The sequence below is a fragment of the Phytomonospora sp. NPDC050363 genome (assembly GCF_040655735.1).
Lineage (GTDB): Bacteria > Actinomycetota > Actinomycetes > Mycobacteriales > Micromonosporaceae > Phytomonospora.
Window position 1 is genome coordinate 499,481 of record NZ_JBFAKK010000005.1, and the last position, 16,714, is coordinate 516,194.

A 16,714-nucleotide genomic window follows, 5' to 3' on the forward strand; every position below is an offset into this window, starting at 1 on the left:
CCGGCCTCCCGCACCGCTACTTCCTCTCCAGCGCCGCCAGCTGCTCGGCGAAGGGGACCACCACGGCCTCCGGCGAGTCCGCCGGCGCCACCGCCGCCCGCCCCCGCATCAGCGCGGCCAGCTCGGCTCCGGCGCGCTCGATGCGCGTCGGCAGCGTGTCGGTCAGCGGATCGCCGGACCCGCCCCAGTCCTCCGACGCGGCGTACACCGCGGTCGGCGCGACGACCGCCCGCAGGTAGGCGAACAGCGGCCGCATCGCGTGCTCCAGCGCCAGCGAGTGCCTCGGGGTTCCGCCGGTCGCGGCGGCCAGCACGGGGGTGCCGGTCAGGGCGGTGTTGTCCAGCACGTCGAAGAAGGACTTGAACAGCCCCGAGTACGACGCGGAGAACACCGGCGTCACCGCGATGAGCCCGTCGGCGCCGGCGACGGCGTCGAGCGCGGACTGGAGCCGCACGTTGGCGAAACCGGTCACCAGGTTGTTGGCGATGTCGACGGCGAGGTCGCGCAGCTCCATGACCTCGACCTCGGTGTCCGGCGCCTCGGCGACGGTGGCCGCGGTCAGGCGGTCGGCGAGCAGGCGGGTCGACGAGGGGACGCTCAGTCCCGCCGAGACGACGACGAGTTTCATCTACACCTCCTGAAGGCTGTCGCGGGCGGCGAGCAGCGACGCGTGGGTGGGCGCGTCGGGCACGCTGTCGGGGCGTCCCTTGGCGAACTCGGCGCGCAGCGTCGGCAGGATCTCACCGAGCAGGTCGAGTTGCTCCAGCACGGTCTTGAGCGGGAGCCCCGCGTGGTCGACGAGGAACAGCTGCCGCTGGTAGTCGCCGTAGGTGTCGCGGTAGGACAGCGTCTTGTCGACGACCTCCTGCGGGCTGCCGACCGTCAGCGGCGTCTGCGACGTGAACTCCTCCATCGACGGCCCGTGCCCGTAGACGGGCGCGTTGTCGAAGTAGGGGCGGAACTCGCGGACGGCGTCCTGGGAGTTCTTGCGCATGAAGAACTGCCCGCCGACGCCGACGATCGCCTGCTCGGCGGTGCCGTGCCCGTAGTGCTCGAAGCGCTGCCGGTACAGATCGATGAGCTTCTTGAAGTGCGTGCGCGGCCAGAAGATGTTGTTGGCGAAGAAGCCGTCCCCGTAGAAGGCGGCCTGCTCGGCGATCTCCGGCGAGCGGATCGAGCCGTGCCACACGAACGGCGGGATGCCGTCGAGCGGCCGGGGCGTCGAGGTGAAGCCCTGGAGCGGCGTGCGGAAGCGTCCCTCCCAGTCGACGACGTCCTCGCGCCACAGCTTGTGCAGCAGCGCGTAGTTCTCGATGGCCATGGGGATGCCCTGGCGGATGTCCTTGCCGAACCACGGGTAGACCGGGCCGGTGTTGCCGCGGCCCATCATCAGGTCGACGCGCCCGTCGGCGAGGTGCTGGAGCATCGCGAAGTCCTCGGCGATCTTCACCGGGTCGTTGGTGGTGATCAGCGTCGTGGACGTGGAGAGGATCAGCTTCTCGGTGCGCGCGGCGATCCAGCCGAGCATCGTCGTCGGCGAGGACGGCACGAACGGCGGGTTGTGGTGCTCGCCGGTGGCGAAGACGTCGAGTCCGACCTCCTCGGCCTTGAGCGCGATGGTGGTCATCGCCTTGATCCGCTCGTGCTCGGTCGGCTCGCGGCCCGTGGTCGGGTCCGGAGTGACATCACCGACCGTGAAGATACCGAACTGCACGGCACTCACCCTCTCTGTTTGCTGACGTGTCAACATCGCGCACAACGCTAGCCTGTCCGGCCCTATTCCGCCGACCGCGGGTCGGTGGTCTGGAGCACTTCGGGCGTCCCCGTCGTGATTACGCTCCGCCATAGATGGAGGTCACCTACGAGATGGTCTTCACCGACGAAACTTTTCTTCGCTCGACTATGGTCCGCGTCACTTGATCTTTGCTATAACGGTGCCTCAGAAGGACAGCGTCCGTTGTCCACCGCAGGAAGGAAAGCCCCCATGCGCAAAATCCTGGGAATCCTCGGCACCGCCGGCTTCGCCGCCGCGGCGCTGGTCGCCACCGCAGCCCCCGCGCAGGCCGCGGTCGGCACCGAGGCGTGCACGCTCATCCAGAGCGAGATCTACAACGGCGCCAACATCATCCAGTACGTCCAGGGCCTCGAAGGCTGTGCCGGGGACGTCTCCTGGGAGGTCCAGAGCCAGGACGCGGCCGGCAACTGGTCCGTCTGGGACAGCGGCACCACCTACTACAACGACAACACCATCACGACCACCGGTGACGTCGAGTTCCCCTGCGTGATGCGCGTCCACGCCGAGTTCGGCACGCAGTCGAAGACCACCCAGCCCGCCCGCAACAACAACTGCGGCGGCGGCTGACCCCCACGGGTGACCTTTCGCCCGCCGCCGGGGGAGCGGCGGCGGGTGGTGCGGGTCACCTCGGCGACGCCGACAACCCGGCGGCCGCCCGCGGGCGTACTTCCCTCGATCGGGTCGAACCCGACGATCGGAAGGAAACCCTTTGCGAAAGCTCATACCCCTGCTCGCGGTGGCGGCCCTGCTGTCGACGCTCCCGGCGGCCGCGCAGGCCGCCGAACCGTCCACCCCGGCGACGGCCCCGCCCGCGCGGGCGAAGCGGTTCACGTCCGCCGCGACCACCACGCTCACCGTCACCTTGCGCGACCGCCAGGGCGAGGCGCCCGGACTGAGCACCTTCTATCTCAGCGGTGCCGGGGTCGAGGAACGCGTCGAGATCGGCGCCGACGGCACCGGCTGCTCTGCAACGAGACCGGCGGCGTCCCCGCCGACCTGACCTACGCGGCCGAGACCTCGTCGCCGGCCGCCGTCACGGTCGACTACAACAGCATGGGCATGCCCTGGGACCAGGGCTACGAGTGCGCGAGCAGCAACACCGGTGACGACCAGAACGGCATGTGCGCGCTCGCCGCAATCGCCGTCCCCTCGACGCGCACCAACTACTACATGGCCGACGGCCAGACTCGCTACCAGAGCTACCTGACGCTCACCGACTCCGCCGAGCGGTACATGGCCATCGCCGAGCCCGCCGAGCGCGTCTACACGCCGGGCACCTACCGCGGCTCGATGGGCACCGGCCCGTACTCGCCGGGCGCGGGCCTCGCGCAGGAGATGGTCCGCTACAACGACGTCCTGTACTTCCAGCCGCATCTTCTCGACAACGACGACGATCCGATCTACGACACCTTCGGCGAGGTTTTCGCGGTCACCGGAACGGCCGTGGTCACCAAGGACGGCGCCGAGATCAACCGCATCGACGGCGACCTGAGCTGGTTCGACACCGGCCTGCCGCCCGGCGAGTCGGGCCGCTACCGCCCGTCCCTCGAAGGGACCCTCGACGTGCCCTGGACGCCGCTGGGCACCCGCAACACCCTCGACTGGGAGTTCGACTCCGTTCCCGGGCCCGCCGACACCTCCGCCGCACTGCCCTTCAGCGTCGTGGAGTTCGACGCCGAGGGCGTCGTCAACGGCACCGCCGCCCGTGACAAGGCCCAGCAGGTCGAACTCGACTACACCCCCCAGCCGGGCGCGCCCGACACCGCGGCCACGTCGATGACCTTCGAGGTCTCCTACGACGACGGCGCCACCTGGAAGAAGGTCGCCCTCGACCGCACCGGCGACCACGCCACCGCGACCCTGCGCCACCCGAAGAGCGCCGAGTACGTCTCGGTGCGCATGAGCGCCACCGGCGACGACGGCACGAAGATCACCCACAGCACCGTCCGCTCCTACGTACTTCGCCAGAGCGAAGGAGGGCCCGGCCGCACGCGGCCGGGCCCTCCTCGATGCTCGGGGTACTACTACTTCTTCTTCACGTCCTTGCGCCGGTCGTCGACCTTCGCCTCGGGCGGCACGTCGAAGTGCGCGTTCTCGGCGTTCTCGACGTAGGAGACCAGCAGCATGTTCACCGCCGTGCCGTCCACCGTCCCGGTGAACCGGCCGACCACGCCGCGGTTGGTCACGCAGGCCTCGAAGGCGTCGGAGTCGGTGTTGCTCAGCCCGGACACCTGCGCGCAGCTCGCGTGCTCGCCGACCAGGGTCGCGTCGCTTTGCTCGATGGACGCGCCGGTGTCCAGCGCGGCCTTCGTGAGCAGGCCGAGGATGGTCTGCGCGGGCAGGAAGTTCGCGCCGCCGACCTCGCCGATCGCGTCGGTGTCGAGGGGTGCGTTGGAGGCGAGCGGGTCGATCAGGGTGCACCCGCCGCCCTTGCACGTCATCTCGAACTCGGGGGTGCTCACGTAGCGGCCGCCGGGAAAGAGGAAGGCGTCGCGGTACGGGTCAGGGGTGTGCACGACGGTCACGGTCTCGCCGCCGTCGAGCTGGTAGGTGGCGGTGTAGGAGCGGGTGGTGCCCTCGTCGATGCTGCTGGCCATGCCGTCGACGACACGGCCCTGGCTGATGACCTCCTGGGCGTCGCCGGGGGTAGAGCAGGCCGCCGAGGCCGCGAGGCCGGCCGTGACCAGCATCGTTACTCCCGCGCGGCGCGCCGCGCGCCAGCTGTACATCCGGATCGCCAAGTCCGGGCCACCTCCCATTGCGTCAGCCGCTTCGGCTGCCTGGCCACCCTACTCGGCGGGGGCCATACCGCACGGCGTGCCCCGGAAGGGCCCCGCACCGGCCCGAACTAGGCTCAGCTTGCGACAGCGTCGTCGGCGCGGACAACCACGGATATAAGGAGTTAGTACGTGGCGGGCATCAGCAACATCTCCGCCCGGGAGATCCTCGACTCCCGCGGCAATCCCACCATCGAGGTGGAAATCCTGCTGGAGGACGGTACGACGGCGAGCGCGGCGGTGCCCTCGGGTGCCTCCACGGGCGCCTTCGAGGCCGTGGAGCTGCGGGACGGCGACGAGGACCGCTACGGCGGCAAGGGCGTCTTGAAGGCCGTCGACAACGTCGACGAGCAGATCGTCGAGGAACTCCTCGGCTACGAGGTCAGTGAGCAACGTCTCATCGACCAGGCCATGCTGGACCTCGACGGCACCGCCAACAAGGCGAACCTGGGCGCCAACGCCATTCTCGGCGTCTCGCTCGCGGTCGCCCGCGCGGCCGCGGAGTCGGTCGGGCTTCCCCTCTACCGCTACCTCGGCGGACCCAACGCGCACCTGCTTCCGGTGCCGATGATGAACATCCTCAACGGTGGCGCGCACGCCGACACCAGCGTGGACGTGCAGGAGTTCATGATCGCGCCGATCGGCGCGCCGAACTTCACCGAGGCGGTCCGCTGGGGCGCCGAGACCTACCACGCCCTCAAGTCGGTCCTGAAGAAGAAGGGCCTGGCCACCGGTCTTGGCGACGAGGGCGGTTTCGCGCCCGAGCTGGGCAACAACCGCGAGGCGCTCGAACTGATCGCCGAGGGCGTCGAGAAGACCGGTCTGACCTTCGGCACGGACATCGCCGTCGCGCTCGACGTCGCCGCCACCGAGTTCTACCGGGACGGCGTCTACGAGTTCGAGGGCGCCAAGAAGACCGCCGAGGAGATGATGGCCTACTACGAGCAGCTGGTCGCCGACTTCCCGGTCGTCTCGATCGAGGACCCGCTGTCGGAGGACGACTGGGCCGGCTGGGCGGCGCTGACCGCGGCGCTCGGTGACAAGATCCAGATCGTCGGCGACGACCTGTTCGTCACCAACCCCGAGCGCCTGCGCCGGGGCATCGACGAGCGCTCGGCGAACGCGCTGCTGGTGAAGGTCAACCAGATCGGCACGCTCACCGAGACCCTCGACGCCGTCGACCTCGCCCACCGCTCCGGCTTCACCACGATGATGAGCCACCGCTCGGGCGAGACCGAGGACACCACCATCGCCGACCTGGCCGTCGCCGTGGGCAGCGGCCAGATCAAGACCGGCGCCCCCGCCCGGTCCGACCGCGTGGCCAAGTACAACCGGCTGCTGTGGATCGAGCGGGACCTGGACGACGCGGCCCGCTACGCCGGCGCCTCGGCGTTCCCGCGCTTCAACAAGGCCTAAGCCGTGTCCTGGTGATCACTGCGGGGCTGCGGCGGGCTCGCACCCACAAGATCACCAGGACACGCCCTAGACGCCTCACGCCTCACCCGCCGCCGACCGGGCGGCGGGTGAGGCCGTGGCCACGCCCCGAATGCGGGTACGGTCGACGCGTGGCAGCACGTCGTGGACGACCCAGTGGGCAGGGGCCCGGTACCGGACGCCCCCGCAAGCCTCGCCGTGGCACCGTGCGGCCGGGGACCACCCGCCGCACCAGCGCCACGGGCGAGACGGCGAAGTCGACCCCGACGCCGAGGATCAGGCCCCCGCGCAGCCGCCGGATGAGCGCGCGCACGGCGATCCTGGCGCTGGTGCTCTCCGCACTCGCGCTGGCCTACGCCTATCCGGTGCGGACCTATTTCGGTCAGCGCGCCGAGATCGAGCGCTTGCAGGCGGAGCAGTCCGAGCAGCGTGAGCGGATCTCCGAGCTGGAGGCCGAGCGCGCGAAGTGGGAGGACGACGACTACATCGCCACCCAGGCGCGCATCCACCTGCTCCTGGTGCGGCCGGGGGAGAAGCCGCTGATCATCATCAGCGACCCCGAGGGCGCGGCGAAGGACGCCGGGGAGCCGTACGAGCCTCCGGCGACCGAGTCGGGAAACTGGTACGAAGAACTGCTGTCGAGCGTGGACGGCGCCGACGGCGCCGGCTGAACAGGGCGGATTGAACCGAGTTGAGCTTGAACGAAGACGACCGGCGGGCGGTGGCCGCCCAGCTGGGTCGCCCGCCTCGCGACGTCCATGAAGTGGCACATCGCTGCCCGTGCGGGAACCCCGACACCGTGGCGACCCTGCCGAGGCTGTCGGACGGCACGCCCTTCCCGACGACGTTCTACCTGACCTGCCCCAAGGCGGCCAGCGCCGTCGGGCGCCTTGAGGCGGCCGGGGTGATGAAGGAGATGCAGGAGCGGCTGGCCGAGGACCCCGAGCTGGCGGCGCGCTACCAGGCGGCCCACGAGGACTACCTGGCGCGGCGCGCGAAGCTGGGCGAGGTGCCCGAGATCGCCGGGATCTCTGCGGGCGGCATGCCCACCCGGGTGAAGTGCCTGCACGTTCACCTCGGGCATTCGCTGGCCGTCGGCCGGGGCGTGAACCCCTTCGGGGACGAGACGCGCGACCTGGTCGGCGAGTGGTGGGCCGCGGGCCCCTGTGTGGCGGAGGAGAGCGAATGAGGGTCGCCGGGATCGACTGCGGGACGAACTCCATTCGGCTGCTCGTCTGCGACATCGACGGGGGGCGGCTGACCGACGTGGTGCGGCGCATGGAGATCGTGCGCCTCGGCGAGGGCGTCGACAAGACCGGGCGGCTGTCGCAGGCCGCTCTGGACCGCACCCGCAAGGCCCTGACCGACTACGCCGCGCAGCTGCGCGAGCTGGGCGCCGAGCGCGTCCGGATGGTCGCCACGAGCGCCAGCCGCGACGCGGCCAACGCCGCGGAGTTCACCGCGATGGTCACCTCGATCCTCGGTGTGGCCCCGGAGGTCATCACCGGCGACGAGGAGGCGGCGCTGTCCTTCGGTGGGGCCGTGCGCGGCCTGCCGCCGGAGATCGAGGCGCCCTTCCTGGTCGCCGACATCGGCGGCGGCTCGACGGAGTTCGTGCTCGGCGACAAGGCGGTGACCGCCGCGCGGTCGATGGACATCGGCTGCGTGCGGATGACCGAGCGCCACCTCCACGACGACCCGCCGACCGCCGCGCAGGTCGCCGCCGCGACCGCCGACATCGCCGCCGCCGTCGACACCGGACTGTCCACCGTGGACCCCGGCCGCACCGCGCGGACCCTCGTCGGGCTCGCCGGGTCGGTGACGACCGTGACCGCGCTGGCCCTCGGCCTCGGCGAGTACGAACCCGAGCGCATCCACCACGCGCGCGTCTCCTACGACGACGTGGCCCGGGTGACCGGCGAACTGCTGGCGCAGACCAGCGCGCAGCGGCTCGCGCACGGCGTCATGCACCCCGGACGCGCCGACGTGATCGGCGCCGGCGCGCTGATCCTGCGGGTGCTGATGGAGCGCAGCGGAGCCGGCGAGGTCATCGCCAGCGAGCACGACATCCTCGACGGGATCGCCTGGAGTGTGGCGGACCAGCCCTAACCCCGCACCTCCACCGCCGTGAGCCCTTCCGGCCCGGTGAGCACGAGCAGCCCGCCGGGCGTGAACACCAGGTCCCCGACCGCGCCCGGCCGCGCGGTGACGATCCGCCGGCGCGCGGCCAGATCCCACACGGTCACCGCGCCCTCGGCATGGGCGGCCGCCAGCACCGGTGTCCCGTCGATCGCTCCGGCGGCGAAGTGCTCGACGGGGCCGACGTCGGCGGTGTCGAAGGCCGCGACCGGTGCGCCGTCGACGATCCGGCGCACCCGGACGCGATCGCCGGGAACCCACGCGGCGATCACCGCGTGCCCGTCGAGGACGGTCGCGGCGATGCGCGGGTAGCCCTGGTCGCCCGCCAGATGCCAGGCGCGCCCGACGGGGTCGCCCGAGGCGAGGTCGAAAGCACTGACGAGCACCTGGTCCTCGTCGTCCTGGTCGAAGTCGCTGAAGACGGCCACGACGCACGCGCGGCCGTCGATCTCGACGGGGGCGAGGTCCTGGACGTAGACGTCGGAGACCGACTCGATGCCGAAGGCGTGCAGCTCCTCACCTGTCCGGGGGCTCCACGCCGCCCCCGCCGAGCCCCACTCGTTGCCCTGCACGCCCACGAGCACATCACCGCCGGTCGAGGCGGCGAGCCTGCCGATCTCGATGTCGTACTCGCCGAACTCCGGGTCGGTGATCTCCCCGACGCGCTCGCCGGTCTCCAGGTCCCACAGGAGGAACGCGCGGACGTCGTCCTCGTCGAGCCCGTCGGGTCCGTAGGTGGCCGCGACGACGGTTCCGTTGAAGTCGACCGACGCCAGCGCGCTCACCGGACCGTCGTGGGCGCCGAAGGGTTCGCGGCACAGCGTGCCGTCGGCGGCGAAGACGTGGATCGCGTCCTCGGCGTCGAGGGCGAGCAGCCGTCCGTCCACTGTGGCCGACAACTCGCGCAGGCCCGAACCGCTCGCCTGCCAGGCGACCGTCCACTCGCCGGTTCCGGTGTCGGGGGTGCGCACGGGTTCGGGCTCGGAATCGGCCGGGGACGGTGGCGCCTGCCGGAGCGGATGCCAGGACCGGCCGGTGTGCACGTCGAGAACGGTGAGGCCGTTGTCGGTGCCGACGGCGAGACCGCCGTCGGGCAGCGCCGTCAGCGACCGGACCCTCGAACCGAGGTCGATCTCGGCGACTCGGGCGGACTCGCGCTCCCCGAGCACCCACAGGGAGACGCCGCGATCGTCGGCGGTGGCGAGCCAGATTCCCTCCACTGCGGCGATCTGGACCGCCGACACCACGGGACCGCCGGAGCCCGGCAGGGCCGGAGCGGAGGGCTCAGCGGTCGCAAGATCCCACCGTGAGAGCACGCCGTCCTCGTCTGCGGACAGCACGAGGCCGTCGGACAGCACGAGGAGCAGCCGGTGCTCGGCCGCCTCGGGCGGCACCGCGCCCACTTCCTCGCCGCTGAGCGCGTCGAGGAGCAGCAGTGCGTTGTCGTCGGTGCGGCAGGCCAGCCACAGGCTCCCGTCGGGACGCGGGATCGGCATGACAAGGCGGATCCGGCCACCCGGCCAGGTGATCGCGCCGGTCTCGGCGCCGGTGACCGGATCCCAGAAGCGCAGCGGCGGATCGTCGTCGGCAGAACGGTTCAGGTACGAGACCGCCGACACGAGCCGGTCGGCGCCGCCGGGCAGGCGCACCGCCCGGACGAACGGCGCCGGCACCACCGCGAGGCGTTCGCCGCTCGCCGGATCCCAGACACGCGAGTCGAAGTGGCGGTCGACGATCAGCGTGCGGCCCTCGGCGAGGGTGAACGCGCGCTGGACCGTGTCGACGTCCTCGGGCGTGAAACTCCCGAGCGGCTCACCGGTGGCCACGTCCCAGCGCCTTGCGGAGTACAGGTCGGTGGAGGTCAGCACGCCCTCGCCGTCGACGGCGACCGTGTGGACCGGCTGCCCGTGCCCCAGCGGGCTCGCGGCGGCGGTGTCCCACAGCCACACGTCCTGGCCGGTGGAGTAGGCGAGCAGAACGCGGCCGTCGGGCAGTGCCAAAGGGGCCATCGCGTAGGTGATGCCCTTGCCCACGACGATCGTGCCGCCGTCGGCCGCGCCGGTCACGGGATCCCACAGGCGCACACCGTCATCGGATCCCGCCGTGGCCAGCAGGACGCGGCCGTCGGCGGTCGGCACGGCGGTCAGCGCGGTGATCTCACCGACGGGCTTGCGCCAGCCCTCGTGGCACTCGGTGGTGTCGCGCAGATGCTCGCCGGTCAGCGGATCCCACAGCCGCGCACGGCCTCCGGGGCCGGCGGTCGCGAGGAGCCCGCCGACGGCGGCGAGCTTGCCCGTCGAGCCCTCCGGAAGGGAACGGCGCTCGCCGGTCTCCAGGTCCCATGTGGACGCCGGCCCGTCGTGGAGTCCCGCCGCCAGCAACGTCCGGCCGCCGGTGGTGAGCACGGCGAAGGAACTCATGGAACCCTCGGCCGCGCCCAGCGGGCGAACGTCGCCGGGGACGGCCGGGTTCCACAGGCGGGGCTCGGCTCCGTCGACGGCGATTCGCACACCTTCGGGGGTCGCGACGGCCGCCAGTGCCGAGATCCCGCAGCCCTGCACGAACTCCGGTTCCAGTCGCAGCCCGGTCAGCGGGTCCCACAGGCGCACGATCCAGTCGTTGCCGCCCGAGGCGAGCACGGTCCGCCCGTCGTGCCAGGGGATCGCCGCGAGGGCGGTCACTCCGTCCTCGTGGGCGGTGATCGGCCCGCCGAACTGCTCGGCGGCGACCGGGTCCCACAGGCGGATCGTCCCGTCATCGCACCCCGACGCCAGCAGCGGCCGGCCTCCGGGCAGCGAAAGCACCGCCATGGCGTGGATGTAGGCGCGATGCCCGGTGAGCCGCCTGCTCGCGGACGGCTCGGTCCGGCTCGCCCAGCGTTGTGTCCACAGTGTTCGGTCGACGGTCTCGGCCGGGCCGAGGATCGCGCGCAGGCGGGCATCGTCGCGAGCCATGGTCACCACGACCCGCACGCCCGGTTCGGTGGCGAGCCTGCGCGCCACCGTGCCCGCCACGCCCTCGGGGTCGGCGGCCCGGTCGACGTCGTGCAGTACGAGGGTGACGTCGCCGCCGTCGCGGTCGGCAAGCCTCGCGGCGAAGTCTCCGACCCGGTCGGCGCGGGCGAAACCGCGACCGAGGGAGAGCCCCGCGACGCAGCCTGCGACCGACAGGCCCGCCACGTTGAGACCGGCCTCACCGGTCGCCTCGGTGACCCGCTCAAGCGCCCCGGCGTCGCCGATGAGGATGAACAGGCCCTTTTCGGTCGTACGCAGCCATTCGTCGATCCGTCGCATCGCGAGATCCTACGAGGCGCCGGTCCACTGTGGCCGATCGCCGTCGCAAGGAAGCCCCCTACCCGCCCACGCCTGCGCCCCACACGACAGCGGGTGGCGAGTTTACGACCGGACGAGAACTCGTCACGCCGGAACAGGTCACCGGCGAGCATCGACGCATATAAAGATGCGCATGCCCCCAAGCAGAAGACGCGTCGCCCGACGCATCACGCCCGCCCTGGCGCTCACCATGGCGCCCGCGCTCGCCCTCTCCGGGCTCGCGACTCCGGTCCAGGCGACCGAACCCCCCACCGCACCGTCCATCATGGCCACTCCCCAGGGCGCGCCCGCCGACACCTCGCTCACCCTCATCACCGGTGACGTCGTGCGCGTGCACGCCATCGGCGACGGCACCTCGACCATCGAGGTCGAGCGGCCCGAAGGCGCCACCGGCGGCGTCCTCACCCAGACCTACAACGGCTCGACCTACGTCATCCCCGACGAGGCCATGCCCTACGTCTCCGCGCGCACCGTCGACATCGACCTCTTCAACGTCGACCTGCTCCTCGAATACGGCTACACCGACGGCATTCCGGTCATCGCCTCCTACGGCTCGGCGATGCCCCGCACCCTCTCGGCCTTCGACGGCGCCGGCCGCGGCCGCGCGCTGCCCAGTATCAACGCCGCCGCCTACACCGTCGACGGCGACGAGCCCGGCGCCCTCTGGGACGACCTGACCTCGGCCGGCAGGGCCCGCGCGCTGTCGACCGGCGTCGACCACCTGTGGCTCGACGGCAAGGTCAAGGCCGACCTCACCCAGAGCGTCCCGCAGATCGGCGCGCCCGAGGCGTGGGCCGCCGGATACGACGGGACCGGCATCACCGTCGCCGTCCTCGACACCGGCATCGACGCCGAGCACGTGGACCTGGCCGGCCAGATCACCGCCACCAAGGACTTCACCGACAGCCCCAGCGGCGTCGACGACGTCAACGGCCACGGCACCCACGTCGCCTCCACCATCGCCGGCAGCGGCATCGGCGACGGACAGCACAAGGGCGTCGCCCCCGGCGCCGACGTCATCGTCGGCAAGGTCCTCGACGACGGCGGTTACGGCCAGGACTCCTGGATCATCGGCGCCATGGAATGGGCCGTCGAACAGGGCGCCGACGTGGTCAACCTCAGTCTCGGCGGGCAGGCGCCCGACGACGGCACCGACCCGATGTCGCTGGCCGTCGACGAGCTGTCGGCCAACTCCGACACCCTCTTCGTCATCGCCGCCGGCAACTCCGGCTGCTCGGGCTGCATCAGCTCGCCCGGTTCGGCCGCCTCGGCGCTGACCGTCGGCGCGGTCGACAAGTCCGACGAGATCGCCTACTTCACCAGCCAGGGACCGCTGCACGGCAGCTTCGCCCTCAAGCCCGACCTCTCGGCGCCCGGCGTCGACATCTCGGCGGCGCGCTCGCAGTACACCGACGGATCCGGTCTGTACCAGTCGATGTCGGGCACCTCGATGGCCACGCCGCACATGGTCGGCGCCGCCGCGGTCCTCAAGCAGCAGCACCCCGACTGGGACGGTGAGCGCATCAAGGACGCGCTCATGAGCACCTCGGCGCAGCTGGCGTACACGCCGTACCAGATCGGCACCGGCCGCGTCGACCTCGCCGCCGCCGTCTCGTCCTCGCTGACCGCGACGGGCGCGATCGACTTCGGCTTCTACGACTGGCCGCACGAGGACCAGCCGGCCGCCAAGACGGTCACCTACACCAACTCCGGCGACACCGACATCACCGTCGACGTCTCGGTCGCGGTCACCGACGAGACCGGCACCGCCGCTCCCGAGGGCGCCTTCACCGTCACCGCGCCGACCGTGACGGTCCCGGCCGGTGGCAGCTCCACTGTGGACGTCGTGGCGACGCCTTCGCTGCTGCCGCTGGGTAAGACCTTCGGCGGAAAGGTGACCGCCTCGGTCGCCGGGACCGCCGTCGCCCACACCGGCCTCGGCCTGGTGAAGGAGCAGGAGCGCTACGGCCTGACCGTCAAGGTCATCGGCCGCGACGGCAAGCCGGCCGCCGGTTACTTCGGCATCCAGAGCCTCGAATGGGTCGAGCCCTACCCGGTCGCCGTCGACGGCGAGACGCAGCTGCGACTGGCGCCGAGCACCTTCGCCATCACCATGTTCCTCGACCAGCCCGGTCCCGACGGGGCCGCCGAAGGTTCACTGGTCGTGCTCATCGCGCCCGAGGTCGTCCTGGACGGCGACACCACCGTCGTCCTCGACGCCCGCACGGCCGTCAAGAGCACCGCCGTCACACCGGTCGACACCGTCGACCGCCAGCGGCACGTATGGACGCACCGGACCCTCAGCGAGGCGTCCACAATGGACAACGGCCTGATGCTGCCGCTGTACGTCGAGGACGTCTACGTCACGCCGACCGCGCCGGTCACCGTCGGCGAGTTCGAGTTCTACGCCCGCTGGCGCAAGGGACTCTCGCCGCTGACGCTGAGCCTGTTCGGGCTCGGCGAGGTCGACGCCCTCGTCCAGGCCGGTTCGATGCAGACCGACTTCCGCTGGCTCGCCAAGGAGACCGTCTACGCCGGCAAGGGCGCGGCCGCCGACTACGAGGGCCTGCGCGCCAAGGGCAGGATCGCCGTGATCACCCGCAGCGACGAGGTCCCGCCCGCCGACCGGGCCGCCGCGGCCCTCGCCGCCGGCGTCAAGCTGCTCGTCGTCGTCAACGACCGGCCCGGCGTGCTCTCCGAGTACTACGCCGAGGCCGGCCTGCTCGTCGTCGCGCTCAAGGCCGACGAGGGCGCCGGACTGATCCGCCTCGCCAAGTGGGGAATCCCGCTGACGGCGGTGTCGACGAAGTACACGCCCTTCGTCTACGACCTGGTCGACCCGCACCCGGGCGCCGTCCCGAACGAACTGACCTACCGCCCCGCCAAGCGCGAACTCGCCCGCGTCGACGCCAAGTACCACGGCAAGACCCCCGGTGAGGGCTCCGGCTTCCGCTACGACCTGCGTCCCTGGTCGCCGCGCGCGATCGGGTACCAGGAGTACCTGCCGGTGCCGTCGCTGCGAACCGAGTGGGTCTCGGCGCCCGAGGGCACCGAGTACCACGAGGTCAGCAACGCGGCCGGGTTCGGCTGGGAGTCGCGCGGTGGACGCGACGTGTACGCACCGGGCTCGCGGCAGACCTCCGACTGGTTCAAGCCGGTCGTGCGCCCCCGCCTCGGCCTCGGCGCCTGGCAGCCCATCCGCTACCCCGGAACGTGGACCACGATCAACATCACCCCGTGGACCGACTCCGGGACCGGGCACGCCGGCTTCCTCGACGAGGAGACCCTCGACCTGAAGCTCTACCAGGGCGAGACCCTGCTGGAGCAGAGCGCGTGGCAGGCCATCTACCTCGACCTGCCCGTCGAACGGCTCGACTACCGCCTCGTCCTCGACGCCCAACGCCCCGACAAGTGGGAGTACTCGACCCGGACGCACACCGAATGGGCCTTCACCTCCGAGGGCCACACCGAGGACGAACTGCGCGCCATCGCCCTCCTCCAGCTCGACTACGACGTCGACACCGACCTCGGCGGCGACGTCAAGGCGGGCAGCAAGGTCACCGTCGGCCTCTCGGCATCCCACATGCCCGGAGTCGTCGGCGGCGGGAACGTCGAAGGCGCCACCTTCGAGTTCTCCTACGACGACGGGAAGACCTGGCAGACCGCGACGCTGACCGCCGATGGAAACGGCGGGTGGAAGACGACGCTGAACGTGCCCAAGGACGCCTCGAAGTACGTGTCCCTGCGCGCGACGGCGCACGACGACGCGGGGAATGCGGTGTCGCAGGAGGTGATCCGGGCGTTCGGGATGCGGTAGCTCTGCTTGCTGTGTCTCTGCTCGCTTCGCGCGCGTCTGGGGGGAGACTCCGTCTCCACCCCAGGCCCCCCTCTGGCCGGGGTCGCGGTGGTGCGGTGCCCGGCGGGTGGGTTCGGCGCCGTCTCAGGTTCGCTTGTGCGGGCTTGGGGCGGCGCTGGGGCGTTGCCGGGCGAGGTGTTCATGCCTCACGCCGCTTTCGCTGCCCGCTTCGCGCTTTCCGCGCCTTCTGCGTCCGTTGGGCGCTGCGGGAGGTCCCTCGCGTCACGACCCGGCTGGGTGGCTCCGCCCCCAGCACCCCCGCTGGAGGGCTTCGCCTCCAGATCCCCACCGAGACTCCGTCCCCGACCCTGCCGGGGCTCCGCCCCTGGACCCGTCTGACGCGTCGGTTTCGCTCTGTGCGTTGCCGTGGGGCGGGCTTCCGCTCGTTGTACCAGTGGTCGGCGAGATTCTTCTCCCGCCTTGGCGGCGTTGTGGCTCGCCCTCAGAGAGCACTGACGCAGGTGTCAGGCCGGCCTTCGCTGGACTTCCGAACATGTTCCGAATACAATGGGTCCATGACCATCACAGCCGGCCTCCCTGCCGCCACGCGACGTTCCTCGGACCTGAGCAAACGCTCGGCCGAGGTCTTTGCTGAGGCCGAGGACCACCCTGTCACGGTGACCCGCCGAGACGGCGCGCCGCTGGTCTTGATGTCGCAACGCGAGGCCGAAGGACGCGCGGGCCTGCTGAACTTCGCCGCGCAGCTGATTACCGTAACCCTGGATGATGCGGGCACGCTCGCCGAGCGCATGGCGAAGGCCTTCCCGTGGATGCTGGCGCTCTCCCCCGTCGACCGCGAGACCTGCGCCCAGGATCTCGTCGATGCCGCGCGCGCGTCGTTCTCGACCGATCAGCCGCACCTGGCGATTGCCGAGCTGACGTCCTGGAAGGAGACGGCAACCGCCGTCGCGGCAGGCCTGGGCGCCGCCGACCTTGAGTGGCTCGACGAAGAGGATGCCGCCGTGGCCGTTGGGCGTCCCTGAGCGTGGCCGCCAAGAAAGGCGAGCTCGTCCCGAGGCCTCCAAAGAAGGTCGAGTATGAGATCCGCTTCGCCACCACGGACGCACAGAAGGGCTGGCGGGACCTCGTGGCGACGATCCGCAACTCCATGAGCGACGCCTGGGACTTTCTCACGCGCACGCCGCTGTCCACGACGCCGACGAACTACCGCCTAAAGGGTGAGCTCGGCGAGATCCAGCGTAGTGGGAAGAACCATGAGCGTTGGCAGCACAAGCCGACGATGAAGGGCACCGCGCGCGTCTGGTTCTACGTCGACGAGCACACGGTATTCCTTGAGCAGGTGCACACGAGCCACCCGAACGAGACGAAGTAGCCGCCCGAGGGTGCTGGACGGAAGGGGAGAGAGGGCCGGAGTTCGCGT

14 protein-coding genes are annotated in these 16,714 nt (G+C 71.1%); 10 read left to right on the forward strand and 4 right to left on the reverse strand.

The annotated features are described in order from the left end of the window. Positions 1-16: 16 nt before the first annotated feature. Positions 17-628 carry an FMN reductase gene (locus AB0I28_RS16865; protein ID WP_357494109.1) on the reverse strand — a complete coding sequence of 204 codons (612 nt, stop codon included), beginning with the start codon at positions 626-628 and terminating at the stop codon, positions 17-19. Then, on the reverse strand, positions 629-1,714 hold the full coding sequence (locus AB0I28_RS16870) for an LLM class flavin-dependent oxidoreductase (protein WP_357494111.1): 1,086 nt from the start codon (positions 1,712-1,714) through the stop codon (positions 629-631). It lies immediately after the preceding gene. 270 nt (positions 1,715-1,984) lie between these two features. Between AB0I28_RS16870 and AB0I28_RS16875 the strand changes: the two genes are divergently transcribed. The 3 genes from AB0I28_RS16875 (at position 1,985) to AB0I28_RS16885 (ending at position 3,907) form a co-directional block, all read left to right on the forward strand. Then, on the forward strand, positions 1,985-2,362 hold the full coding sequence (locus AB0I28_RS16875; RefSeq protein ID WP_357494113.1) for a hypothetical protein: 378 nt from the start codon (positions 1,985-1,987) through the stop codon (positions 2,360-2,362). 142 nt (positions 2,363-2,504) lie between these two features. Continuing rightward, complete coding sequence (locus AB0I28_RS16880; RefSeq protein ID WP_357494115.1) at positions 2,505-2,795, forward strand: hypothetical protein; 291 nt, start codon at positions 2,505-2,507, stop codon at positions 2,793-2,795. Between the two features lie 53 nt (positions 2,796-2,848). After that, on the forward strand, positions 2,849-3,907 hold the full coding sequence (locus AB0I28_RS16885) for a hypothetical protein (protein WP_357494116.1): 1,059 nt from the start codon (positions 2,849-2,851) through the stop codon (positions 3,905-3,907). On the opposite strand, the gene AB0I28_RS16890 is transcribed toward AB0I28_RS16885, so the two are convergent. Beyond that, complete coding sequence (locus tag AB0I28_RS16890; protein WP_357494118.1) at positions 3,820-4,536, reverse strand: hypothetical protein; 717 nt, start codon at positions 4,534-4,536, stop codon at positions 3,820-3,822. The two genes, AB0I28_RS16885 and AB0I28_RS16890, sit on opposite strands and share 88 nt — an antisense overlap. A 168-nt stretch (positions 4,537-4,704) precedes the next feature. Here AB0I28_RS16890 and eno point away from each other — a divergent pair, with 168 nt between their 5' ends. From eno to AB0I28_RS16910, 4 genes are all read left to right on the forward strand, one after another. After that, positions 4,705-5,988, forward strand: a complete 1,284-nt coding sequence (gene eno / locus AB0I28_RS16895) for a phosphopyruvate hydratase (RefSeq protein ID WP_357494120.1) — start codon at positions 4,705-4,707, stop codon at positions 5,986-5,988. Between the two features lie 317 nt (positions 5,989-6,305). Then, entirely contained in the window at positions 6,306-6,677 is a 372-nt protein-coding gene (locus AB0I28_RS16900; protein ID WP_357494122.1) for a septum formation initiator family protein, read from the forward strand. Positions 6,678-6,703: 26 nt separating this feature from the next. Next, on the forward strand, positions 6,704-7,195 hold the full coding sequence (locus AB0I28_RS16905) for a DUF501 domain-containing protein (RefSeq protein ID WP_357494124.1): 492 nt from the start codon (positions 6,704-6,706) through the stop codon (positions 7,193-7,195). Beyond that, positions 7,192-8,115 (forward strand): Ppx/GppA phosphatase family protein, encoded by a 924-nt coding sequence (locus AB0I28_RS16910; protein WP_357494126.1) that lies wholly within the window; start codon positions 7,192-7,194, stop codon positions 8,113-8,115. Before AB0I28_RS16905 ends, AB0I28_RS16910 begins: the two co-directional genes overlap by 4 nt. Here the strand turns inward: AB0I28_RS16910 and AB0I28_RS16915 are convergent. Further along, positions 8,112-11,438, reverse strand: coding sequence for a WD40 repeat domain-containing protein (locus tag AB0I28_RS16915; RefSeq protein ID WP_357494128.1), 3,327 nt, complete (start codon positions 11,436-11,438; stop codon positions 8,112-8,114). The genes AB0I28_RS16910 and AB0I28_RS16915 overlap by 4 nt on opposite strands. Positions 11,439-11,610: 172 nt before the next feature. Between AB0I28_RS16915 and AB0I28_RS16920 the strand changes: the two genes are divergently transcribed. The 3 genes from AB0I28_RS16920 (at position 11,611) to AB0I28_RS16930 (ending at position 16,666) form a co-directional block, all read left to right on the forward strand. Then, positions 11,611-15,294 carry a S8 family serine peptidase gene (locus AB0I28_RS16920; protein ID WP_357494130.1) on the forward strand — a complete coding sequence of 1,228 codons (3,684 nt, stop codon included), beginning with the start codon at positions 11,611-11,613 and terminating at the stop codon, positions 15,292-15,294. A gap of 554 nt (positions 15,295-15,848) precedes the next feature. After that, positions 15,849-16,316: a prevent-host-death protein gene (locus tag AB0I28_RS16925; protein WP_357494132.1), complete on the forward strand. Its 468-nt coding sequence runs from the start codon at positions 15,849-15,851 to the stop codon at positions 16,314-16,316. Positions 16,317-16,318: 2 nt separating this feature from the next. Next, on the forward strand, positions 16,319-16,666 hold the full coding sequence (locus tag AB0I28_RS16930; RefSeq protein WP_357494134.1) for a hypothetical protein: 348 nt from the start codon (positions 16,319-16,321) through the stop codon (positions 16,664-16,666). Positions 16,667-16,714 lie beyond the last annotated feature (48 nt).

Coding starts and splice junctions, on each gene's coding strand:
- AB0I28_RS16920 (WP_357494130.1), top strand. CDS start 11,611: ATGCCCCCAAGCAGAAGACGCGTCGCCCGACGCATCACGCCCGCCCTG.
- AB0I28_RS16915 (WP_357494128.1), bottom strand. CDS start 11,438: ATGCGACGGATCGACGAATGGCTGCGTACGACCGAAAAGGGCCTGTTC.
- AB0I28_RS16925 (WP_357494132.1), top strand. CDS start 15,849: ATGACCATCACAGCCGGCCTCCCTGCCGCCACGCGACGTTCCTCGGAC.
- AB0I28_RS16910 (WP_357494126.1), top strand. CDS start 7,192: ATGAGGGTCGCCGGGATCGACTGCGGGACGAACTCCATTCGGCTGCTC.
- AB0I28_RS16885 (WP_357494116.1), top strand. CDS start 2,849: ATGGGCATGCCCTGGGACCAGGGCTACGAGTGCGCGAGCAGCAACACC.
- AB0I28_RS16875 (WP_357494113.1), top strand. CDS start 1,985: ATGCGCAAAATCCTGGGAATCCTCGGCACCGCCGGCTTCGCCGCCGCG.
- AB0I28_RS16900 (WP_357494122.1), top strand. CDS start 6,306: ATGAGCGCGCGCACGGCGATCCTGGCGCTGGTGCTCTCCGCACTCGCG.
- AB0I28_RS16865 (WP_357494109.1), bottom strand. CDS start 628: ATGAAACTCGTCGTCGTCTCGGCGGGACTGAGCGTCCCCTCGTCGACC.